Annotated in this window: 18 protein-coding genes; 9 read left to right on the forward strand and 9 right to left on the reverse strand. The window is 70.5% G+C overall.

Annotated features, from left to right (window positions below; all coding sequences use genetic code 11):
- Positions 1 to 220 precede the first annotated feature (220 nt).
- Both GBZ26_RS02845 and otnI read right to left on the reverse strand, forming a co-directional pair.
- Positions 221 to 1,111, reverse strand: coding sequence for an AEC family transporter (locus GBZ26_RS02845; RefSeq protein WP_174437506.1), 891 nt, complete (start codon positions 1,109 to 1,111; stop codon positions 221 to 223).
- A gap of 2 nt (positions 1,112 to 1,113) precedes the next feature.
- Positions 1,114 to 1,902 carry a 2-oxo-tetronate isomerase gene (gene otnI / locus GBZ26_RS02850; protein WP_174437507.1) on the reverse strand — a complete coding sequence of 263 codons (789 nt, stop codon included), beginning with the start codon at positions 1,900 to 1,902 and terminating at the stop codon, positions 1,114 to 1,116.
- A gap of 213 nt (positions 1,903 to 2,115) precedes the next feature.
- On the opposite strand from otnI, the gene GBZ26_RS02855 reads away from it, so the two are divergent.
- On the forward strand, positions 2,116 to 3,144 hold the full coding sequence (locus GBZ26_RS02855) for an AbrB family transcriptional regulator (protein WP_174437508.1): 1,029 nt from the start codon (positions 2,116 to 2,118) through the stop codon (positions 3,142 to 3,144).
- A 9-nt stretch (positions 3,145 to 3,153) separates the two neighbouring features.
- Here GBZ26_RS02855 and GBZ26_RS02860 read toward each other — a convergent pair whose 3' ends face one another.
- Together GBZ26_RS02860 and GBZ26_RS02865 are read right to left on the reverse strand one after the other, a co-directional pair.
- Positions 3,154 to 3,867, reverse strand: a complete 714-nt coding sequence (locus GBZ26_RS02860; RefSeq protein ID WP_174437509.1) for a hypothetical protein — start codon at positions 3,865 to 3,867, stop codon at positions 3,154 to 3,156.
- 177 nt (positions 3,868 to 4,044) lie between these two features.
- A complete protein-coding gene (locus GBZ26_RS02865) occupies positions 4,045 to 4,653 on the reverse strand; it encodes a flavodoxin family protein (RefSeq protein WP_174437510.1) in 609 nt (202 codons plus the stop codon).
- 168 nt (positions 4,654 to 4,821) lie between these two features.
- On the opposite strand from GBZ26_RS02865, the gene GBZ26_RS02870 reads away from it, so the two are divergent.
- The 3 genes from GBZ26_RS02870 (at position 4,822) to GBZ26_RS02880 (ending at position 7,662) form a co-directional block, all read left to right on the forward strand.
- Positions 4,822 to 5,586, forward strand: coding sequence for a M48 family metallopeptidase (locus GBZ26_RS02870; protein ID WP_041813439.1), 765 nt, complete (start codon positions 4,822 to 4,824; stop codon positions 5,584 to 5,586).
- A 167-nt stretch (positions 5,587 to 5,753) separates the two neighbouring features.
- Positions 5,754 to 6,788: an AAA family ATPase gene (locus GBZ26_RS02875; RefSeq protein ID WP_174437511.1), complete on the forward strand. Its 1,035-nt coding sequence runs from the start codon at positions 5,754 to 5,756 to the stop codon at positions 6,786 to 6,788.
- The gene (locus tag GBZ26_RS02880; protein WP_174437512.1) at positions 6,778 to 7,662 is read left to right on the forward strand and encodes a ParB/RepB/Spo0J family partition protein; all 885 of its coding nucleotides are present in this window, start codon (positions 6,778 to 6,780) and stop codon (positions 7,660 to 7,662) included. The genes GBZ26_RS02875 and GBZ26_RS02880 overlap by 11 nt, the downstream gene beginning before the upstream one ends.
- Positions 7,663 to 7,716: 54 nt before the next feature.
- Here GBZ26_RS02880 and GBZ26_RS02885 read toward each other — a convergent pair whose 3' ends face one another.
- The 3 genes from GBZ26_RS02885 to GBZ26_RS02895 all read right to left on the reverse strand — a co-directional run bounded on the left by GBZ26_RS02885 (position 7,717) and on the right by GBZ26_RS02895 (position 12,288).
- On the reverse strand, positions 7,717 to 8,901 hold the full coding sequence (locus GBZ26_RS02885) for an HPP family protein (protein WP_211104551.1): 1,185 nt from the start codon (positions 8,899 to 8,901) through the stop codon (positions 7,717 to 7,719).
- A gap of 89 nt (positions 8,902 to 8,990) precedes the next feature.
- Positions 8,991 to 10,130 (reverse strand): SbmA/BacA-like family transporter, encoded by a 1,140-nt coding sequence (locus GBZ26_RS02890; protein WP_174437513.1) that lies wholly within the window; start codon positions 10,128 to 10,130, stop codon positions 8,991 to 8,993.
- A gap of 130 nt (positions 10,131 to 10,260) precedes the next feature.
- A complete protein-coding gene (locus tag GBZ26_RS02895) occupies positions 10,261 to 12,288 on the reverse strand; it encodes a methyl-accepting chemotaxis protein (RefSeq protein ID WP_174437514.1) in 2,028 nt (675 codons plus the stop codon).
- 355 nt (positions 12,289 to 12,643) lie between these two features.
- Here GBZ26_RS02895 and GBZ26_RS02900 point away from each other — a divergent pair, with 355 nt between their 5' ends.
- Complete coding sequence (locus GBZ26_RS02900; RefSeq protein ID WP_174437515.1) at positions 12,644 to 13,630, forward strand: aldo/keto reductase; 987 nt, start codon at positions 12,644 to 12,646, stop codon at positions 13,628 to 13,630.
- A gap of 9 nt (positions 13,631 to 13,639) precedes the next feature.
- Here GBZ26_RS02900 and GBZ26_RS02905 read toward each other — a convergent pair whose 3' ends face one another.
- Positions 13,640 to 14,515, reverse strand: coding sequence for a LysR family transcriptional regulator (locus GBZ26_RS02905; protein WP_174437516.1), 876 nt, complete (start codon positions 14,513 to 14,515; stop codon positions 13,640 to 13,642).
- A 107-nt stretch (positions 14,516 to 14,622) separates the two neighbouring features.
- Between GBZ26_RS02905 and bla the strand changes: the two genes are divergently transcribed.
- From bla to GBZ26_RS02925, 4 genes are all read left to right on the forward strand, one after another.
- On the forward strand, positions 14,623 to 15,513 hold the full coding sequence (bla, locus tag GBZ26_RS02910) for a class A beta-lactamase (protein ID WP_174437517.1): 891 nt from the start codon (positions 14,623 to 14,625) through the stop codon (positions 15,511 to 15,513).
- Between the two features lie 168 nt (positions 15,514 to 15,681).
- Positions 15,682 to 16,437 (forward strand): sulfate reduction electron transfer complex DsrMKJOP subunit DsrO, encoded by a 756-nt coding sequence (dsrO, locus tag GBZ26_RS02915; protein WP_174437518.1) that lies wholly within the window; start codon positions 15,682 to 15,684, stop codon positions 16,435 to 16,437.
- Positions 16,437 to 17,570 (forward strand): NrfD/PsrC family molybdoenzyme membrane anchor subunit, encoded by a 1,134-nt coding sequence (nrfD, locus tag GBZ26_RS02920; protein WP_174437519.1) that lies wholly within the window; start codon positions 16,437 to 16,439, stop codon positions 17,568 to 17,570. Before dsrO ends, nrfD begins: the two co-directional genes overlap by 1 nt.
- A gap of 14 nt (positions 17,571 to 17,584) precedes the next feature.
- Positions 17,585 to 20,692 (forward strand): molybdopterin dinucleotide binding domain-containing protein, encoded by a 3,108-nt coding sequence (locus GBZ26_RS02925; protein WP_174437520.1) that lies wholly within the window; start codon positions 17,585 to 17,587, stop codon positions 20,690 to 20,692.
- A gap of 64 nt (positions 20,693 to 20,756) precedes the next feature.
- On the opposite strand, the gene GBZ26_RS02930 is transcribed toward GBZ26_RS02925, so the two are convergent.
- Positions 20,757 to 21,953: an ATP-dependent DNA helicase gene (locus tag GBZ26_RS02930; protein WP_174437521.1), complete on the reverse strand. Its 1,197-nt coding sequence runs from the start codon at positions 21,951 to 21,953 to the stop codon at positions 20,757 to 20,759.
- Between the last annotated feature and the right edge of the window lie 38 nt (positions 21,954 to 21,991).

A 21,991-nucleotide genomic window follows, 5' to 3' on the forward strand; every position in this document is an offset into this window, starting at 1 on the left:
CTCCTCACCTTGTTGTTTTTTTTTGTGTTTAGCACGACACACATCCTCCTCGCCCCCTCCGCTGTGTCTGGGGGAGTCGTATGTGGGAAAGCGACCCCTCCGGCCCCCCGCCCCCCCCCCCCCCCCCCCCCCCCCCCCCGCCCCCCCCACCCCCCCCCCCCCCCCCCCTCGCGCAGCGGGGGAGGGTTAGGGAGGGGGCAATGACACCCCCCTCCCCTCTTCACATCACCGCGGCCAACAGCAGCGGCAGCGTCAGGAACGACAGCGCCGTGGACCCCAGCACCATCCCGGCGACCTCCTGCGGCGCGTTGTTGTAGCGCAGCGCCCAGAGATAGTTGAACACCGCCACCGGCATGGTGCTTTCCAGCAGCACGACGCCGCGCATCGTGCCCTCCAGGCCCAGCAGTTCCACCACCGCCAGCCCGGCGGCGAAGCCGAGCAGCAGGCGCAGCGCCGACATGGCCAGCGACCGCATCATCCCCTGCATCCGCAGGCCGGCAAGAGCCACCCCCAGCGAGAACAGCATCAGCGGCACCGCGCAGTTGCCGAGCAGCGTCGTCGTGTTGGTCACCCATTGCGGCGGCTGGAAACCGGTCATCAGGACCAGCACGGCCAGCGCGACCGCGTAGATCACCGGGGTGCGCAGCACCTGCTTGGCGTCCGTGCGCCCCGCCGCCAGGGCTGGGCCGATGGTGAACTGGAGGACGGCCAGCGTCGCAAAGAACAGCACCGCCAGCCCCATCCCGGTCTCCCCAAAGGCGAACAGGCAGACGGGAATGCCCATGTTGCCGCCGTTGGGAAAGCTGAGCGCCGGCAGATAGACGCGCAACGGCAGGCGGCTGGCGAGCAGGATCGGCGTCGCCATCAGCCCGGCCAGCGCCATGCTGCCGACCGAGGCCGCCGCCATGGTCAGCAGGTCGTCCCCTCCCAAGGTCAGGCGGGCCAGCGAGGAGAAGACCAGGCAGGGGGTGGAGACGTTGATCGCGAAGGTCGTGATGAAGGCGCTGTCGTAGGGCAGCTTGGCGCGGCTCCAGCCGAAGCCGAGGGCGGCGATCAGGAACACCGGCACGACGACGGCGGCGATGCTGGACAGGGGGGCGAGCAGGTCCATGGTCAGCGCGCGGCCCGCGTGTTGGCGGCGTGGAACCAGCCGAGCCCATCCTCCGTCCGGGCGCGGGGCCGGTACTCGCAGCCGATGAAGCCGCGGTAGCCGGTGCCGGCCAGAACCTCGAACAGATAGGGATAGTTGACCTCGCCGCGGTCGGGCTCGTGACGGTCGGGAACGCCGGCGATCTGCACATGGGCGGTGAGGTCGGCGTTGCCCCGGATGCGGGTGGCGAGGTCGCCCTCGCTGATCTGGCAATGGTAGAGATCGAGCTGGAGCTTCAGGTTCGGCGCCCCCACCTCCGCGATCACCCGGCGGGCCAGCGCGGTGCGGTTCATCAGATAGCCGGGCATGTCGCGGTTGTTGATCGGCTCCACCAGCAGCGTCAACCCGGCCTCAGCGCAGGCCGCCGCGGCGTGGCGCAGATTGCCGGTGTAGGTCGCCAGGGCCGCGTCGCGCTCCAGCCCGTCCGGCGGGATGCCGGCCATGCAGTGCAGCAGACGGTTGCCAAGCACCTGGGCGTAGGCGATGGCCGTCGCCACGCCTTCGCGGAACTCCGCCTCGCGGCCCGGCAGGCTGGCGATGCCGCGCTCCCCCGCCGCCCAATCGCCGGGGGGCAGGTTGAACAGCGCCTGGGTCAGGCCATGGGCGTCCAGCGCCGCCTTGATCCGCTCCGCCGGGGTGTCGTAGGGGAGGAGGAACTCCACCGCGTCGAAGCCGGCCGCCGCCGCCGCACCGAACCGCTCCAGGAAGGGCCGCTCGGTGAACATCATGGACAGGTTGGCGGCGAACCTCATGGCGTCCGTCCCGTGGCTATCGTGGGCATGGTCCCCTCCCCTATCGTCTGGGCCGCCGCGGCGGCCGGTTTTCCCGACAATGCAGCAGGCGGACGGTCGGGACAATCGCCGGCCTATGCCGCACACGCTTGTCAGGTGACCGCCCATACCGGTTGCACGATATTGCGGGGGACACGCACAGTGCACGGCCCTTGCCGCAGCCGGACCCGACGGATGATGAAGCGACTTGCCTCCACCGCCCTGACCCTTCTTCTGGCCGCCTTGGGTGGCGGGCTGTTTGCCCTGGCGGGATTGCCCGCGGCGTGGCTGATGGGAGCGATGACCGCGGTGGCCGGCGGGGCGCTCGGCGGGCTGAAACTGCGCCTGCCCTCCCCGCTCGGCACCGCCGCCTTCATCCTGCTTGGCATCTCCATGGGCGCCGGGGTGACGCCGGACACGCTGCACCAGATGGCCTCCTGGCCGCTCAGCATGGCGCTGCTCGCCGGTTCGGTGATGGCCTGCCTGTACGCCTGCTCGGCGTGGCTGGAGCGGGTGCACCGCTGGGATCCGGCGACCGCGCGCTACGCCGCCGTTCCCGGCGCGCTGGGCGCGGTGCTGGTGATGGCGGCGGAGAGCCGGGCCGATCTGCCGCGGGTGGCGCTGGCGCAGAGCCTGCGGCTGTTCGTCCTGGTCGCCGCCATGCCCTGGCTGCTGGACCTGGTGTCGTCCACGCCGGGTCTGCCGCCCCGCCCTGCCCTCTCCGACCCGGCGGACGCGCTGCCCGAACTGGCTCTTCTGGTCGGGGCCAGCGCCCTGGCGGGCCTGCTGTTCCAACGGCTGCGCGTGCCCGGCGGCGTGCTGCTCGGCGCCATGCTGGGGAGTGCGGTGCTGCACGGCAGCGGCCTCGTGGACCACCGCTTGCCGGGCTGGCTGCTCAACGCGGGCTTCGTGGTGACGGGAGCGATGATCGGGTCGCGCTTCGCCGGAGTCACGCTGGCCTCCCTGCGGGCGGCGCTGCGCCCGTCGCTGGAAAGCGTGGCGCTGGCGCTCGCCCTGTCCTCGGTCTTCGCCTGGGCGGGGGGCTGGCTGCTCGGCCTCCCCTTCGGCCAGCTCTGGCTCGCCTACGCGCCGGGCGGGGTGGAGGCGATGACCATCGTGGCCTTCCTGCTCGGCCTCGACACCGCCTTCGTCGGCACGCACCATGTGGTGCGCTTTGCCGGGCTGGGCTTCCTGGCCCGCTGGTGGCAGCCCCGCCGCGGCTGAGCGGGCGCCTTACAGCCCGTCGAAAAGCAGCTGCGCCGGCGGTTCGGCCTTGCGCTTTTTCCTCTTCTCCTTGGGCGCCGGTTCCGCGTCCTTGGACGCCTGCTCCGCGACCGGTCTGTCCTGCGCCGCCTTCTGCTCGGCCGCTGCATCCTGGGCGTCCGGGTTCAGGGCCATCTCAACCCGTTCCAGAGGAGCCGGTTCGGGCGTGGGCGCCTGCGGGGCCGCCGCGACCGGCTCAGGGGCGTGCGCCGGTTCTTCCGCAGCCGGAGCTTCGACGGGCGTCGCGTTCTCCGCCGCAGCCTCCTGGACCGACTCCACGGCCGCGCCTTCGTCCGGCTTGGCCGCCTTTTTCTTCTTCGGGCGGGCCGGGCGCGGTTCGATGCCCACCCCATCCTTGACGCGGGCCTTGGCCTTGTCGCGGGCGACGGCCTCCGGCGCGTTCGGGTCGTCGTTCAGCCACTTGCCGCGCTTGATGACCTCGTTCACGCGGCCCTGGTTGACGCTGAGCTGGAACGCGATCTCCTGCTGCGTCATGTCGGTGGTGCGGTGAAGCTCCAGAATCTGCGCGGCAAGTTCCGGGGTCATCTTCTTGCCGACGACGCGCCGCGCCGGGCGAATCGACCGCTGGGCCTTGTCGCGCTCGCGCAGCTTGCCCAGGATCTCCAGGGCCTCCGTGTTGCCCGCCGTCTTCAAGGCTTCTTCGAATTCCTTGAGCGTCGCCACCCGTTCCTCCTGCCACCATCCACCCGCGGCGACGCCATCGCATCGCCGGCCTACAAGACCGACTATACATGGAATCGCGCGGGCGGTTGAGAAGCCTCTTTCCCGGATATCCACAGAATGGCACGGCCGGGAGGGACGGCGATGCGACGCTATTAGACGTCTAATCGCCGGATGCCCTCATTCGCCGGGATAGTGATTTTCCTTCAGGAAGCGCGCGAGGTGGGCGGCGTTGCGCGCGGCCATGGCGGAGGTGGAGACCACCTTGTCGGGCACTTTGTCCAGGTCCTGGAAGTCGGTCTTCTGCATCGCCTCTCCCACCCAATAGCAGACGGCGTTGGCGGCAAGCGTGAAGCCGACGTCGTTCAGCGCCTGGAACAGCTCCGCCGAGACATGATGGGCGCCGTCCTCGTTGCCGACCACGGCGACCAGCGCGACCTTGCCGTAGGACACCATGCGGCCCTGGCCGTCCGTCTCGCCCAGAAAGGCATCCATGCGCTCCAGCACCCGTTTGCACACGCTGGACGGCTGGCCCATCCAGATCGGCGTGCCGAGGATGAGAATGTCCGCCTCCAGCACTTGGCGGCGCAGGTCCGGCCAGGCGTCGCCCGGCCCTTCGTCCGAGGTGACTCCGGGCTTCACGTCATGGTCGGCGACGCGGATCGGCTCCCCCACCTCGACTCCCAGGGCCGCCAGATCCTTCTGGAGCAAGCCGATCATCGCGTCGGTCGAAGACGGCTTTCCCGACGGCTTCAGGGTGCAGTTCAGCGCGAAGGCTTTGATCGGCATGCTGTGCTCCCGGTTCGTTCCACATCGGCGGCGATCGGAGGCAACATCCCGCCCTTCGAAACGTTGCGGCTCTCACAACACCGCCACCGAATTGCCCCGGCACAGCCCATCCGCCATCGGATAGGATGCGGCGGACAGAACCACAACGGAGGAACAGAGATGCCAACCATGACCGTCCGACCCCTGTGCCTTGCCGCGGCGCTGGCCGGGTCCCTGGCGCTGGCCGGATGCGCCGGAAACTCGACGGGGCTTGGGCTGAACCTCGTCTCGCAGGAACAGCTCGTCGAACTCGGCCAGCAGGACTGGCAACGCCTGATCCAGTCGACCCCGGCCACCGCCAACGCCAGCTACCAGCGCCGCGCCGAGCAAATCTCGGCCCGCCTGCTGCGCGCCGCCTCGCTCGACCCCGCAGGCTGGGAGGTGCGCGTGTTCCAAGGCAAGGAGGCCAACGCCTTCGCCCTGCCCGGCCAGAAGATCGGCGTTTACGAGGGGCTGTTCCAGTACGCCAAGACCGACGCGCAGCTTGCCGCGGTCATCGGCCACGAGATCGCCCACAATCTGGAGGGCCACGCCGCCGAACGGGTGAGCACCCAGATGGCCACCGACGCCGGCACCAGCATCCTTGGGGCCGTGGCGGGGGCGAGCGGGGTCGGCGGCAGCGAGATGATCGCCGCGGCGCTGGGCACCGGCGCGCAGTACGGCCTGCTGCTGCCCTATTCCCGCAACCAGGAACTGGCGGCCGACCGCGCCGGGCTGCTGATGATGGCCCGCGCCGGCTACGACCCGCAGGCGGCCATCGAGCTGTGGCAGAACATGAAGCAGGCGGGGGCCGAGCAGCCCACCTTCATGTCCACCCACCCCGGCACGGCGGACCGCATCGCCGCGCTGCAAAAGCTGATGCCCGAGGCGAAGGCGGCCTACAAGCCGAGCTGAGCGGACCGGCGGGGGCGCGCATCGAGCCTCCGCCGAACGCTTTTCCCGCGAGAAAATTTTCTCGCCGAATGTTGACTCCCCTCCCCTGCCTCGGAGTCAACATTCCGGCTTGACCGCATTCCGGCGCCGCGCAAAAGTGGCGTCGGGGCAAGGCAGGGGAATGAACCATGCGCGGCGAGGACATCAAGGCGTTCCGGGAAGGCCGGACGCTGAACCAGCCGGATTTCGCGGCTTGGCTGAACGAAAAGCTCAGCCGGAAATACGACAAGGCAAAGATCTCGCGCTGGGAGAACGGCAGCGAGAAGATCCCCGCCCCGGTCATTTCCCTGCTGTTGCGGGAGAAGATCGGAACGGTGACGCGGCATGGTCCGGCGCTGATCTGTGCCGCGGCCAACCGCAAGGGCGGCGTGGGCAAGACCGCCTTCACCGTCAACACCGCCACCCTGCTCGCCCGGCATTTCAAGGTGTTGCTGATCGACGCGGACCCGCAGGCCAACGCCACCATCCATCTCGGCATCAACTCCATCGAGCGCGAGCGCGAGGAGAAGACGCTTTACTACGCGCTGAAGGCGTCGGTGGAGGCGCTGAAATCGCGGGGGAAGGGGTTCGACCTCGGCGACTACATCGTCACCACCGACAGCGGTCTGGACGTGATCCCCAGCGGCATGCGGCTGGGCGACGCGGAGGCGGAGCTGCAAAGCCAGTCCTCGGGCGACTGCGCCCTTCGGGAATGCCTGGATGGCGGGGCGCGGCAGAGCTACGATTTCATCTTCGTCGACACCCCGCCGCATTTCGGCATGCTGGCGCGCAACGCGCTGACCGCCGCCAACACCGTCGCCATTCCCTGCCAGACGGAGATGCTGAGCGTCGCCGGCGTGGAGTTCCTGCTGGAGAACCTGGACATGATCCGCCGCCGGGCCAACCCGGGGGTCAGCGTTCTCGGCATCCTGCCGACGATGTTCAACGCGCGTCTGACCCAGGACCAGGCGTCGCTGGACGACATCCGCAACCTGTTCGGCGCGAAGCTGCGCGTCTTCGGCCCGATCCCGCGGGCGACCGTCTACGCCCAGGCGGTGGCCGCCGGGCGCGCCGCTCTGGAGGCGGTGCCGGACGCGCCGGGCTACGAGGTCTATCAGGCCGTCGCCGACGCGCTGATCCAGGAACGTGCCCGCATGCCGGAGGTGATGGCCCATGTCGCGTAAACTGGCCCGGACGAACACCGGCGTGCTGACCACCGCGGCGGCCGAGCGGCAGGCCCGCGAGGACGGGCAGGGCTTCAACCGCCGCGGCCCGGTCGTCGTGGAGATCGACGTCGGCCGCATCGTCACCAACCCCGACCAACCGCGCCGCCATTTCGACGAGGCGGATATGGAGGCGCTGAAATCCTCCATCGCGCAGCACGGGCTGGCCCAGCCGGTCGGCGTGCAGCAGTTGGGCGACGGCCGGTTCCAGCTCGTCTTCGGGGAGCGGCGTTTCCGCGCCGTTCGGGCGCTCGGCCACCCGACCATCTACGCCGTCACCGTCACCGGCGCGTCGGACGAGCTGGCGCTGATCGAGAACGTCGTGCGCGCCGACCTGTCGCCTTTTGAAGAGGGTGACGCCTACGCCCGGTTGATGGAGCGCCACGGCTACCGGCAGGAGGATGTCGGGCGGATCGTCGGCAAGGACCGGGTGGACATTTCCCGCGCCCTGCTCATCAGCCGCCTGCCGCAGCGCATCCGCGACGAGTATCCGCTGCACCGCCCGGCGCGCTACCGGCTGGTGGAGATCGCCCGGCTGAAAGGGGAGGGCGAACAGCTGCGGGGCTGGAACGCTCTGGTCACCGAGATGACCCGGCGGTCCGCCGACGAGGACGCTCCGGCGCCAGCGGCGGCAAAGCCCCGTGCCAACGCCGTGCCCACCGGCAGCGCCCTGCCGAAGCCGCTGGCCAAGGCGGTGTTCGGGGCGCGCCAGACCGTCGCCAGCGTCCGTGAACAGGGCCTGGCCCTGGCGGACGTCGACCGGGAGACGCTCCGCGCGATCCGCGACGACATCGACGCGATCCTCAACGCCGGGAAGGGCAGGGGAGGGGAGTAAGAAGGATGGCCCCGCGAGAAAATTTTCTCGCGGGGCCATGGCTTCCGGTGCGGTTCAGCGGCTTGCCAAAGCCACCGGCCCGGCTGGGCTCCGGGCGCTTTCAAGCGATTGCAGCAGGTTGGTGCGGGCCATCACCAGCAGCAGATCCGTCTGGGTCACCACCCCCAGCAGCCCGCCGCTCCCGTCCACGATGGCGACCTCGTGCGTGCCGCCGTCCGACAGTGGGCCGAACAGGCGGAAGGCCGGGGTATCCGGGCCGGCGGTCACCGGCGGAGCCATCACCGCCGCCACCGTCGCGGCGTCCCCGACCAGATGTTGATGCCCGACCAGACCGACCACCACATTGCGCCGGTCCACCACCGGCAGGGTGCGGAAGGCATGCTCGATCAGACGGGCGCGGGCCACCTCCGGCTTGGTCTCCGGGCTCACCGTCACCACGTCGCGGGCCATGATGTCGCCGCAAGTGATTCCGCTGTGCATCCGCTCCATGGCGTGAAGCTCCGCCTTCTCCAGAAGGGCGCTCAGGTCGTCGCGGTTGACGTCCAGCGCTTCCCCCAGCTCGCGGATCGCCTCGTCCAGGTCGTCGGCGGTCAGGCCGCCGCGCGTCCGGGCGGGCGGATCGGCGGTGCCATGGCTGTTGGCCGGCTTGGGCGGCGCCCGGTGCGGGTAGGAATGGCCGGAGAAGCGGTGGAACGTCCAACCCGCCAGCACCAGAAGGATGGAATTGACGGCCACCGGATAGAACACGAACTGCATCCCCGACGCCGCGACCGCCGGCCCGCCGATCACCGCGGTCAGCGCGGCGGCGCCGCCCGGCGGGTGCAGACAACGCGTCATCGACATGGTCGCGATGGCCAGCGCCACCGCCACGCCGCCGGCCAGCATCGGGTCGGGGATCAGCGCCGCCACCATCACCCCGACCAGCGCCGACAGGGTGTTGCCGCCGATGATCGACCAGGGCTGGGCCAGCGGGCTGGCCGGCACCGCGAACAGCAGGACCGCCGACGCTCCCATCGGCGCCACCAGGGCCGGCGCGCTGGTGATGTGGGTCAGCAGGTTGTGACAGAGCAGGCCCGTCGCGGCGAGGCCGAGCATGGCCCCGCAGCAGGCGATCAGCCGGTCCTTCAGGTTCGCACCGGGCAGGATGGGTCTGAACAGGGCAAGGCGGCGGCGGTTTTCACGCTTCTTCAGCAGAATGATTTTCCAGCGGCGCAGCAGGAGCCGTATCTCGCGATGCATTCGGCCCGGTCCCTCCCAAGGTTTCGGCGTGCGGCGGCAGGATAGAACCTCAAGCTAAGTTGAGGTCAAACGGAAAGTGCCGGACCGCCTTACCGTTTCCGCGCGGTGTTGCCGCCATCGGACAGGAAGCCGGGAGCCGGCGCCTTGACCGGGGGCAAGGGGATGATCCCGTCCAATGCCGTCTTCAGCCCCTGCACGCGCTCCACCGACGCCGTCCACTGGGCGACGGTCGCCAGATTGTCGATGGGCCAGGACAGCGCCGCGACGGCTTGCTGGAACGCCTGCGCGGTCTGCATCATCACCCCCAGCGTGATGGTCCCCGCGACGTAGCGGGGCGCCACCACCAGGATGGGAAAGACCGTGGACAGCACCGAATAGGACGCGCCGAAGGCCATCACACGGACCAGCGCACCGGTCTGACGCTCCCAGCCATGGCGCACCCCGTCGAACAGCAGGGACATGCGGCCGCGCTCCACCGCCTCGCCGCGCTGCCGGGCGATGACCGAAGCGTTCTCGCGAACCCGCGCCAGCCCGAAACGGAAATCCGCCTCCAGCCCCTGCCTGCGCTCCGCCGCGCGGACCAGGGGCCGGGCGACGGCGATGGCCGCGGTGGTCCCGGCGGCGGCAAAAGCCAAAGCAAGGAGAAGCAAATGGCCGGGCACCGCAAGGCTCACCCCGCCGAGCGTGACTGGCACGACACCGGAAAGCTGCCACAGGATGCTGGCGAAACTCACCAGCAGCAACAGGCAGTAGGTCAGCGAATGGCCGAGATCGATGGCAAGTTCGGTGACGATGCGGACGTCCTCGGCGATGCGCCCGTCCGGATTGTCGTGGTCGCCGGGGCGGGAGGGGAGGGCCTGTTCCCGCCCGTCCGACACCCACGCGCCGACCAGCCGCCGGGTCAGCCACGCCCGCCAGCCGAACTGGAGGCGCCGCTTCACCCACAGATGCGCCACGGTGACCGCGATGTTGAACAGCAGGATGCCGCTGGCCGCCGCGGCCATGACCGGCAGACGATCCATCGCCCGCTGCTCCAGCGCGTCGAACAGGCGCTGGCTCCACAGGTTCATCATGACCGGGACTGACACCTGCGCCACCGTCAGGGTCAGCAGGGCCGCGGCCAGCAGCCACACCGACCAGCGGTCCCATCCCGCCCAATAGCCCCCGGCCAGCCCGGCGAAACGCCGGACGAAAGCGGAGGCGGTCCTTGGGAATATCCGTTTCGCCATGGCCGCCCATCCCGGCCGCTCGATCAAAGCATCCAACCGAGACGCCCGACTCCCAGGCGCCTCGGTTCAGCCTACCACCCTTTCGGCGGAGGGGAACCGGAACAAGCGGTGATCCCCTCATCCCGCCGGATCAGGCGGCCCGGACGGTCGCGATGAAGCCGCGCACCTCGCTGCGCAGGCGCTCCGCCTCGACGGCCAGCTCCTCAGAGGTGCCGTGGACCCGGCTGGCGGCGTCGCCGGTCTCCGACACCGCCGTGCTGACGCCGGCGATGTTGCGCGACACTTCCTCGGTCCCTTGGGCGGCCTGGGACACGCTGTTGGCGATCTCGCGGGTCGCGGCGGCCTGCTCCTCGATGGCGGCGGCGATGGTGGTGGCGATCTCGCTCATCCGGCCGATGGTCTGGCCGATGCTGCCGATGGCCTTCTGCGCACCGCCGGTGGTCTGCTGGATCTCCTGGACCTTCGACTGGATCTCGTCGGTCGCCCTGGCGGTCTGGTTGGCCAGCGCCTTCACCTCGCCCGCCACCACGGCGAAGCCCTTTCCGGCGTCACCGGCGCGGGCGGCCTCGATGGTGGCGTTCAGGGCCAGCAGGTTGGTCTGGGCGGCGATGCCGCTGATGATCTCCACCACCTGCCCGATCTGCTCGGCGGCGGTGACCAGGGCGCGCATGGTGCGGTCGGCGCCTTCCGCATCGGTCACCGCCTGCCCGGCGATGCGGGTGGAGATCTCCACCTGCTGGCCGATCTCGGCGATGGAGGCCGACAGCTCCTCAGTCGCGCTGGCGACGGTCTGCACATTGGCCGACGCCTCCTCGGAGGCGGAGGCGACCAGGAGCGAGCGCTCGCTGGCGTCCGACGCGGTGCCGGACAGGGTGCTGGCCGCGTTGTGCATGCCGCCGGCGGCGCTCGCCACCGCCTCGACGATGCCCTGGACCGTCGTCTCGAAGGTGTCGGCCATGCGCATCATGGTGGCGCGGCGCTGCGCGGCGGCCTGGCGCTCGGCCTCCTCCTGCGCCTTGCGCATGCGCTCCATCTCCTCGGCGTTGGACTTGAAGACCTGGAGCGCGCGGGCCAGCGCCCCGATCTCGTCCTTCCGCCAGCCCTCGTCCACCTGCACCGACCGGTCGCCTTCGGCCAGCCGGCCCATCGCCCCGGTGATGGCGCCGAGCGGGCGGGTGATCGCCCGCGCGATCATCCAGGCCAGCAGCAGGCCCAGCGCCACGGCGGCGGCGGTCACCGCGCCCCCCTGCCGCTCGGCGGCGGCCACCGCGGTGGCGGCGCTGCGCTCCAGCCCCTTCAGGACCTCGGTGGAGTTCTGGCGGATCGCGCCGATCCTCCCGTTGATCTGGGCTCCGGCGTGGGTCAGCGTGTCGGAGTTGACCCGCGCCATCTCTTGGGCGATGGCGGCGATGCGGTCGATGCCCGCGGTGTAGCGCGGCAGCTTGGCGAGCAGTTCGGCGCGCTTCGCGGCACCCGGAGAGTCGGCCCAGCCCTTGGCTTCGGCCTCGACGTCGCCGGCCACCGCCGCCAGATCCTGGCGGATGCGGACCAGATCCTCGGGCTTCGTTTCGGTGACGAAGCGGGCGACCAGCACGCGCACCAGCAGATACCGCTCGCTGACGCCAGCGGCCTGGACGGTGCGGTCCAGATTGCCGGTCTGCCGTTCGGCGGCGACCAGCTCGCTCAGCGTCCGGCGGATGTCGGCACCCAGCTTGTTGACGACGTCGGCGACGATGCCGTCCCGTTCGGTGCGCAGGGCGACCAGACGGTCGAAGCCGGTCAGGAAATCCCGCTCCAGCCCGCGGATCTCCTCCACCGCCTGACGGTCGGCGGAATCGCCGATGCCGGGGACCGCCCTGTCCAGTTGCCGGCGGAACTCGCCGGCGGTGGCGCGGAAGCGGTTGGCCGCGCCGTCCGTACCGACGACGAGAAATTCCGCCGCAGCCCCCAGCGCGTCGGACAGCGCGGTGTCCGCCATCCCCAGCGTCACCGTGACGTCCGACTGCGCCGCGTAGCTGCGCAGCGCTTCGTCGTTGGACCGAAGACCGCTCCAGGACACCGCCCCCAGCGTGACCAGAAGGGCCAGCGTGACCCCGAATCCGGTGTAGACCTTGGTGGCGGTGCGCAAGTTGGCGAAGGCGCGAAGGGAGGTGGCCATGGTGGGATGTCCTGCCTGGATTATTTTTTGTTCGGCGCCGGTCGACCGCGCCGGATCAAATCATTCTCAAATTCCGTACCAATTCCCAATCCCCGCGCAATTGCTGTTCCACCCAGCAAAATTCCCGATCCGGCCGCGCGGTTGTTCCTTCCCAACCGTTGCAAATTGCCAACGCGCTCCCATCCGCGTCGCAAATTGCCACGCCGGCGCCGGCCGGTTGCGAAAGGGAACGCCGGAACCATCCCGATGTTGAGGGCCGATGTTGAGGGCCGGTGTTGAGGCCCCATGTTGAGGAAAGCGCCGTCAGAGCGCAGACTGGAATCCCGCGCCCACACGGAACAACGAGAGGTCGATCATGCCGGACCGCAAGCATTTCGCTCCGCCCGGACCCATCGGGTTTGGCGGCGCTCCGCTCGGCAACATGTTCGAGGAGGTGCCGGACGACGTGGCGGAGGCCACGCTGGCCGCCGCCTGGGACGCCGGCATCCGCTATTTCGACACGGCGCCGGAATACGGTCCCGGCATTTCGGAGCACCGGTTCGGCCATGTGCTGCGCAACCGCCCGCGCGACGATTTCGTCCTGTCCACCAAGGTCGGGCGCCTTCTGCGCGCCGATGCCAGCAAGGGCGGCCAGCACGGCCCCTTCGTGAAGGGGCTGCCCTTCCGGGTGGACTACGACTACACCGCCGACGGGGTGCGCCGCTCCATCGAGGACAGCCTGCAACGGCTGGGCATGGCGCGCATCGACATCGCCTACATCCACGACTGCGCGGAGGACGCCCACGGCGACCGCTGGCTGGAGGTGTTCGACACCGCCATGACGGGCGCCGCCGTGGCGCTGACCAAGCTCCGCGAGGAGGGCGTCATCCGCGGCTGGGGCCTGGGCGTCAACCGGGTGGAGCCCTGCGTGATGGCGCTGGAGCGCGCCGACCCCGACGTCTTCCTGCTGGCCGGGCGCTACAGCCTGCTGAACCAGCCGGCGCTGGACACGCTGTTCCCGCGCTGCCAGGAGCGCGGCGTCCATGTGGTGGTCGGCGGCCCCTACAACTCCGGCCTGATCGCCGGGGGCAAGAATTTCGAGTACCAGGAGGCCCCGCCGGACAAGGTGGCGGCGCGCGACCGGCTGGCCGAGATCGCCAAACGGCACGGCGTGGACCTGCGGGCGGCGGCGCTGCAATTCTGCGCGGCGCACCCGGTCGTCGCCTCGGTCATTCCGGGCACCAAGAACCCGCCGCGCGTGCAGGAGAACGTGGCGCTGATGAAGCAGCCGATCCCGGCGGACTTCTGGCGGGAGTTGAAACAGGCCGGCGTCCTGCCGGAGCAGGCGCCGACGCCGGCCTGACATTCCGGCCTAATCGTCCGCGTGGACGGCGGCGGCGATCCAGTGGCGGAAGCTCTGCATCGCCGCCGTCTCGGGACGGGAATGCAGGCGGGTCAGCCAGTAGCGGCCCGCCGGCACCTCGATGGCGAAGGGGCGGACCAGCCGGTCGGTGGCGAGGTCGTGCCCGAACAGCCGCGCCGGCAGCAGCGCCACCCCGGCGCCCATCGCGGCGGCGGCGGCGATGGTGGGGGAGGAGTCGAAGACCGGACCGCGGATGGCCGGGCAGGGCACCCCGGCCAGCGCGAACCAGCGCTGCCATTCCTCGACCCGGTAGGAGCGCAGCAGCACTTCGCGCGCGAGGTCCGCCGGGGCGGACAGCCGTTGCGCCAGCGCCGGGGCGCAGAGCGGGGTCAGCGGGGCGTCGAGCAGCGGCACCGCCTCCACCCCGTGCCAGGAGCCGTCGCCGAAGCGGATGGCAAAGTCCAGCCCCTCGCCGGCCAGATCGACCCGGTTGTTGTTGGTCAGGATGCGCAGGTCGACCGCCGGGTTCGCCGCGGTGAAGGCCGGCAGGCGCGGCAGCAGCCAGCCCGTGGCGAAGGTCCCCACCACCCCGACCGTCAGCACCTCGTGGTAGCGCCCGTCGGCAAAGCGGTCGAGCGTCGCGCCGATCCGCTCGAAGGCGTCCATCAGCACCGGCACCAGCGCCGCCCCCTCGTCGGTCAAAGCGAGGCCGCGCGGCAGACGGCGGAACAGGGTGACGCCGAGCCGCGCCTCCAGCGTGCGGATCTGCTGGCTGACCGCCGCCTGGCTGACGCACAGTTCCAGCCCGGCGCGGGTGAAGCTGAGATGGCGGGCCGACGCCTCGAAGGCGCGCAGCGCGTTGAGCGGAAGCTGGGGGCGGGCCATCGACAGCCATTAGTTTTTCTTGTGGCTTGTGAAAACTATCATCGTTTGTTCAAGCGCCGGGAGCTTTTTATCGTCCGCCCATCGACACGGCATGACACGAGGACACGATGATCGGACGGCGGGCTTTCCTGGCCGCGGCGGGCGGCGTGACGCTGCTGGCGGCAACCGGCGTGAAGGCGGAGAAACCCAGGACATTCGGGGACAAGAGGCTGGCCGGCGCGATCGCCGCACTGGAAAAGCGCAGCGGCGGGCGGCTGGGCGTGGCGGTGCTCGACACCGGCACCGGGCAGAGCTTCGGCCATCGCGCGGACGAGCGCTTCGCGATGTGCAGCACCTTCAAATTTCTTTTGGCTGGCGCCATCCTGAAACAGGTGGACGAGGGGCGGGAGCGGTTGGACCGGCGCATCCCGGTGAGCAAGGCGGACATGGTCCCTTACGCGCCCTTCGTCGAAACCCGTCTCGACGGCCCACCCCCGACGGTGGCCGAACTGTGCGAGGCGACGATGACGCTCAGCGACAATGTGGCGGCGAACCTGCTGCTGCCGGCGGTGGGCGACCCCGCCGGGCTGACCGCCTTCCTGCGCACCCTGGGCGACCGGAAGACCCGGCTGGACCGCAACGAGCCGTCGCTGAACAGCGCCATCCCCGGCGACCCGCGCGACACCACCACGCCCGCGGCGATGGTCCACAGCATGGAGCGGCTGATGCTGGGCGACGCGCTGACCCCGGCGTCGCGCGACCAGCTCATCGCCTGGATGGTCGCCAACCGGACCGGCGACAAGCGGCTGCGCGCCGGCTTGCCGAAGGGCTGGCGCGTCGGCGACAAGACCGGAACCGGCGTGCGCGGGACGGCCAACGACATCGGCATCGTCTGGCCGGAGGGCAGGGCGCCGCTGCTGATCGCCAGCTACCTGACCGAGACGCCCGACGACTTCAAGGAGCGGGACGCCACCCACGCCGGGGTGGCCCGCGCCGTCGCCGACGCCCTCAAGGGCTGATCGCCGCCGGAAACCATGGCCCGGCCCCTGCGGCATGTCGTCACTGGGGTTTACCCTAAGAAGTGTAGGGATGCCCCCAATGGGCGTGGGGGCAGGGCGCCGGTACCCTTCGCACTGTAGGGCCGCGGTTCGTCGCGGCCGAAGGATTCAGGTGCGAAGAGGCCAGCCATGGACCGATCAAGGCGCAACTTCTGCCTCGGCGCCGGTGCCGCGACCATCGGCGCCGCGACGGTGGCGACGATGCCGGCCGCCGCCGCAGCCCCCGGCGCTGCGTCGCTCCGCCGGGACGGCGATCCGGCGCACCGCTGGGCGATGGTGGTGGACGTGGGCAAATGCGTGGGCTGCCAGGCCTGCACGGTCGCCTGCATCATGGAGAACGACGTCCCGGAGAACAGCTTCCGCACCATCGTCTCCACCTATGAGGTGACCGAGCAGGGCAAGGCCGGCAGCTACATGCTGCCGCGCCTGTGCAACCATTGCGAGGATCCACCCTGCATTCCCGTCTGTCCGACCGGCGCGACCTTCCAGCGCCGGGACGGCATCGTCGTGGTGGACAACACCGTCTGCGTCGGCTGCGCCTATTGCGTCCAGGCCTGCCCCTACGACGCGCGCTTCATCAACCACGAGACCCAGACCGCCGACAAATGCACCTTCTGCGTCCACCGCGTGGAGGCCGGCCTGCTGCCCGCCTGCGTGGAGACCTGCGTCGGCGGCGCCCGTATCTTCGGTGACCTGAACGACCCGGACAGCGCCGTCGCCACCCTGGTCCGCGAGGGAAACCCCAAGGTGCTGAAGCCGGAGCAGGGGACCCAGCCGCGCGTCTTCTACCTCGGCCTCGATCCCCGCTTCCAGGGGAAGGTCGACGGCACGCCGACGCTCTGGCGGCCCAGCGGCGAAACCCACGCCCGAAAGGAGCACGCGTGATGGACAACCACATCGTCGAGGTCATCAACGTGACCCGCGAGGTCGCGTGGCTTCCCTGGGCCGTGCAGTATTTCTTCCTGATCGGCCTGTCGGTCGGCGGCCTGCTGCTCAGCCTGCCCGGCTACGCCTTCGCAAAAGAGGACTGGCGCGCGCTCGGGCGCACCGCCCTGCTGGTGGCGCTGACCTGCGGGCTGGCCGCCCCGGTGGCGCTGCTGTCGGACCTGCACCAGCCCGGCCGTTTCTGGCACTTCTACGTCGTGCTGCGGCCGACCTCCTGGATGTGGTGGGGCTCCGTCTTCATCCCCCTCTACGTCACCGGCCTGCTGGTCTACGGCTGGGCGTGCTTCCGCGAGGAGTTGCAGACGCATGGCCGGGTGGACAGCCGCCTTGCGGCACTCTACCGGCTGGCGTCGCTGGGCGGTGGGCGCAACGACGCGCTGATCCGCGCCGCCGGCCTGTTCGCCCTGGCCGGCGCGCTGCTGGTCGCCCTCTACACCGGGGCGGAGGTCGCGGTGGTCAAGGCGCGTCCACTGTGGCACACGCCCTTCCTGCCCGTGCAGTTCCTGCTGACCGCGCTGGCCGGCGCCGCCGGTCTGGTGCTGGTGCTGAACCGCTTCGCCGCCGGCAACGACCGCGCGGTGGAGGTGCGGGCGAACCGGCTGCTCGCCGGCGTCCTGGGCGGGGTCATGCTGGTCGGCGCGTTGTGGCTGGCGCTCGGCCTGTTCGGGCTGGACGCCACCCACGCCGAGGCGCTGGGCAGCGTCGCCGGGTCGGAGGCGTGGCGCGTCACCGCCGTCTGGGCCGTCGCCGCCACCGCGCTGCCCTTCGCCATCGCCGTCGCCAAGCCCGCCGGGACGGGGCTGCTGACCGGGCTGATCGCCCTGCACGGCGCCTGGATGTTCCGCTGGACCGTGTTCATCGGCGGCCAGACCGTGCCGAAGACCGGCGCCGGCTTCTACGACTACGCGCTGCCCGCCGGCCCGGAGGGGCTGCTGGGGATCGTCGGCACCGCCGGACTCTGGCTGTTCCTGCTGATCGCTCTCACCGCCATCCTGCCTTTCCCGCGCCGCCCGGCGCCCGCTCCGGCCCGTGCGCCCCAGGCGCCCGCCGGAACCGTGGCCGCCGCCGAGTGAACGGAGCACCCATCATGTCGATTTCCCGTCGCCTTCTCCTCAAGACCAGCGCCGCGGGCGGCGCCCTCGCCGCCTTCGCGGGTGGCTTCTCCGACACCGGGCGCAAGCTCGTGAAAGGCGCCTGGGCCGGGGACAAGCCCGACCACGCCATCTCCGGCAACGCCCCGGTCCCGGAATTCCGCGTCGATCCGGCGACCGGCGACCTCACCCCGACGCCGGGCCAGATCGTCGCCAACGTCGCCTGCCTCGGCTGCACCACCCTGTGCGGAGTCCGCGTCCGGGTGGATGTCGAAAAGAACAAGGTGCTGCGCGTCGCCGGCAACCCCTACAGCCCGCTGTCCACCGATCCCTTCCTGCCCTACGGCACGCCGATCAAGGACAGTTTCAAGTCGCTGTCGCGGCTGGACGAGAAGGGGCTGAAGGGCCGCTCGACCGCCTGCGGCCGGGGCAACGCGGCGCTGGAGATGCTGACCTCACCCTTCCGCGTCGCCACGCCGATGAAGCGCGTCGGCCCGCGCGGCTCCGGCCGGTGGGAGCCCATCGCCTTCGACCGGCTCGTGGAGGAGATCGCCGAGGGCGGCGACCTGTTCGGCGAAGGCCCGGTGCCCGGCCTGCGCGCCTTGCGCGACCTGAAGACACCCATCGATCCGGCGGCTCCGGAGTTGGGGCCGAAGGTCAACCAGGTGGCCCTGCTGTCGTCGGTCAACGACGGGCGCGACCCCTTCGTGCGTCGCTTCTTCAACCAGGCGCTGGGGACGATCAACTATGTCGGCCACGGCTCCTATTGCGGCGGCGCCTACCGGTCCGGCTCCGGGGCGGTGTTCGGCGACGCCAAGAAGATGCCGCACGCCAAGCCGGACCTGCAGAACGCCGAGTTCGTGCTGTTCATCGGCACCGCCCCGTCGAACGCCGGCAACCCGTTCAAGCGGCAGGCCATGCTGCTCGCCAAGGGGCGGACGGACGGCGTGCTGAACTACGTCGTCGTCGACCCGGTGCTGACCAACGCCGACAACCGCGCGGCGGCGGAGCGCTCCGACTGGATTCCCATCCGGCCCGGCACCGACGGCGCCCTGGTCATGGGCATGATGCGCTGGATGTTCGAGAACGGGCGCATCGACGCCACCTATCTCTCCCAGCCCAACGGCACGGCGGCGGAGGCGGCGGGCGAGGCCGGCTGGTGCAACGCCACCCATCTGGTGATCCAGCAGGCGGGCCACCCGCGCGACGGGCGGATGCTGCGCGCCTCCGACCTCGGCTGGGTGACGCTGGACGAGAAGGAGCGCTACGGCGCCAAGGACGCCTTCGTGGTGCTCGACCCCGCCGGCACGCCGGTGGCCCACGACGCGCTGATGGGACCCGCGACGCTGTTCCACGGCGGGACGGTGGCGACCCCGGCGGGCGAGGTGGCGGTGAAGACCGCCCTGACCCTGCTGCGCGAGCAGGCGATGAAGCTCGACCTCGCCGGCTACGCCGACGCCTGCGGCATTCCCGCCGACGTCATCGCCGGTCTGGCGCGGGAGTTCACCAGCCACGGCAAGAAGGCCGCCGCCAACACCCACGGCGGCATGATGGCCGGCAACGGCTTCTACAACGCCTTCGGGGTGGTGACGCTGAACACGCTGATCGGCAACCTCAACTGGAAGGGCGGCACCATCGTCGGCGGCGGGCGCTTCCCGGACGAGCAGGACGGCCCGCGCTACAAGCTGGCGAGCTTCCCCGGACAGGTGAAGCCCTCCGGCACGGCCATCAGCCGCCCCGTCCCCTACGAGAAATCCAGCGAATTCAAGGCGAAGAAGGAGGCGGGCAAGCCCTATCCGGCCAAGGCGCCCTGGTACCCGAACGCCCCGCAGCTCACCACCGAGTATCTGACCAGCGGCGTGGTGGACGGCTACCCGTACCCGCTGAAGGCCCTGTTCCTGTGGAACAGCAATCCGGTCTATGGCATCCCCGGCGTCCGCGCCCAGGTGGAGGCGACGCTGCGCGACCCGAAGGCGCTGCCGCTGATCGTCGCCATCGACCCTTTCATCAACGAATCCACGGCCTTCGCCGACTACATCGTGCCGGACACGGTGCTGTACGAGACCTGGGGCTGGGCATCCCCCTGGGCGGGCGTGCCGACCAAGACCTCGACGGCGCGCTGGCCGGTGGTGACTCCGCGCACCGAGCCGCTGCCGGAGGGCCGGCACGTCCAGATGGAAACCTTCCTGATCGCGCTCGCGAAGCGGCTGGGGCTGCCCGGCTTCGGCCCGGACGCCATCGCCGACATGGACGGGAACACCCACCCGCTGGAGCGGCCGGAGGATTGGTACCTGCGCGGCGGCGCCAACATCGCGTGGCTGGGCAAGCAGCCGGTGCCCGACGCCACGGACGAGGACATCGCCCTGTCCGGCGTCGCCCGCGTCCTGCCGGCGCTCCAGGCGGTTCTGAAGGAGGAGGAGTGGCGCAAGGTCGCCTTCATCCTGGCGCGCGGCGGGCGCTACCAGAACCAGGCGGAGGGCTTCGAGGGCGACAAGGCCACACACCGTTTCAAGAACGGATTGCTGGTCTACAACGAGGCGGTCGGCGCGGCCAAGAGCAGCGTCACCGGCAAGCGCTGGACCGGCACCGCCGCCTGGACGCCCCCGGCCTTCGCCGACGGCACGCCGATGCGGCAGGTCCACACGGCGGAGGACTGGCCCTTCCAGCTCATCAGCTCGAAATCGGTTCTGGTCAGCGCCTACACCATCGCGGCCAGCCGCCTGCGCCACCTGCATCCGGAGAACCCGGTGGGCATCAACGCGGAGGACGCGCGGCGGCTGGGCATCGCCACCGGCGACCGCATCCGCATCGCCACGCCGGGCGGGGCGGAGCTGGCGACCGCCATCGTCCGGCACGGCGTGATGCCCGGCGTGCTGGCCGTCGAGCACGGCTTCGGCCACAAGGAGTTCGGCGCGCGGCCGCACGTCATCGGCGGCCACAGCCAGCCGGTGGTGCCGGAGATCGGGGCGGGGGGGAACATCAACGACCTCGGCCTGCACGACCCGACCCGTCCGGGCGCCTCGGTCTGGGTCGATCCCATCGCCGGAACGGCGGTGCGCCAGGGTCTTCCCGCCAAGATCGAGCGCGTCGCCGCGGCGGCGTGAGGCGGCCAGCACCACCGCCTGCAAAATCCCCTCTCCCCTCCGGGGAGAGGGTTACGTCATACCGTCACATGTCGAGTTCCGGCATCCGCCAGTTCCCGCCGAGATCGGCGTTGCGCAGCAGCAGGAACAGCTCGTCCTGCGAGCGGGTGACGGCGGTGTACAGCCAGCGCCACTTGTGCTCGCGGAAGGCGGCGGAATCGTCGAGCACGGTGACGGAGGGGAACTCCGACCCCTGGGCGGAATGGCAGGTGATCATCCAGGCCCAATCGAACTGCTGCACGTCGCGCTCCACCCGCGGCGCCTTGGTCTCGCCGCTGTAATGGGCCTGGAACATCCAGGGATGGACCATCAGCTTGCTGCGGGGCTTCACCTCGTCCTCCATATGGACGCCGAGCGACCACAGCCCGTCCTGGCGGCCCCGCCCCTCGGCCGCCGGGCGGGTCAGCGTGCCGATCATGCCGTTGAACAACCCTTCCTCGCGGTCGTTGCGGCGGCAGATCACCCGCTCGCCGGCCTGGGGCATCACCGTGTCGAAGCCGTGGCGGCTGCGGATGCGCCGGGTGAAGTCGGTGCGCACGCGGTGGGTGCCGCAGATGGTCTGGGTGTCCACCCGCAGGGCCAGCGGCTCGGTCACCCGGTTCAGCGGCAGGACGTGGGCGTTCCCGGCGGTGCCGAAGCGGCGCGGCAGCTCCTGCCGGCGCAGCAGATGGGCGAGCCGGATCACCGGGCTCTCCCGCGCCGTGCGGTGCGGCTCGACCAGCCGGAAATCCGGCTCGCCCTTGGTCAGCGTGCCCTGGCCGGTCACCGGGGGGAGCTGGTAGTCGTCGGCGATCATCAGGATCTTCTTGCCGGAGCGCAGCAGGTCGCCCGCCACGTCGTCCCCGACCATCGAGCCCTCGTCGCAGACGATCAGGTCGGCCTCGGCGAACTTGCCCTCCGACTTGCGGGCGAAGAACAGCTCGCCGGTGTCGTCGTCCTGCCGCGGCGCGTAGACCAGGGAATGCAGCGTCGCCGCCCGGTCGATGCCCTTGCGGCGCAGCACCTGCGCGGCCTTGCCGGTGGGCGCGCCGACCACGAAATTCTCCAGGTTGCGGCGGTCCTGGAGATGATCGAGCGCGAAGACGGTGGTCTTGGTCTTGCCGGTCCCGGCCTCGCCGGCCAGCCAGAACATCTGGGGGGCCGCGGGGTCGGCGTACCAGGCGTGGATGGCCTGGATCGCCCGGAACTGCTCGTCGGTTGGGGTGTCGGTGGTGCTGGGCATGGAGCGCGGGGAGGGGGGCTGCCGGGCGGGCCACAATA

The sequence above is a fragment of the Azospirillum formosense genome, from assembly GCF_013340925.1.
Classification (GTDB): Bacteria; Pseudomonadota; Alphaproteobacteria; order Azospirillales; family Azospirillaceae; genus Azospirillum; species Azospirillum formosense.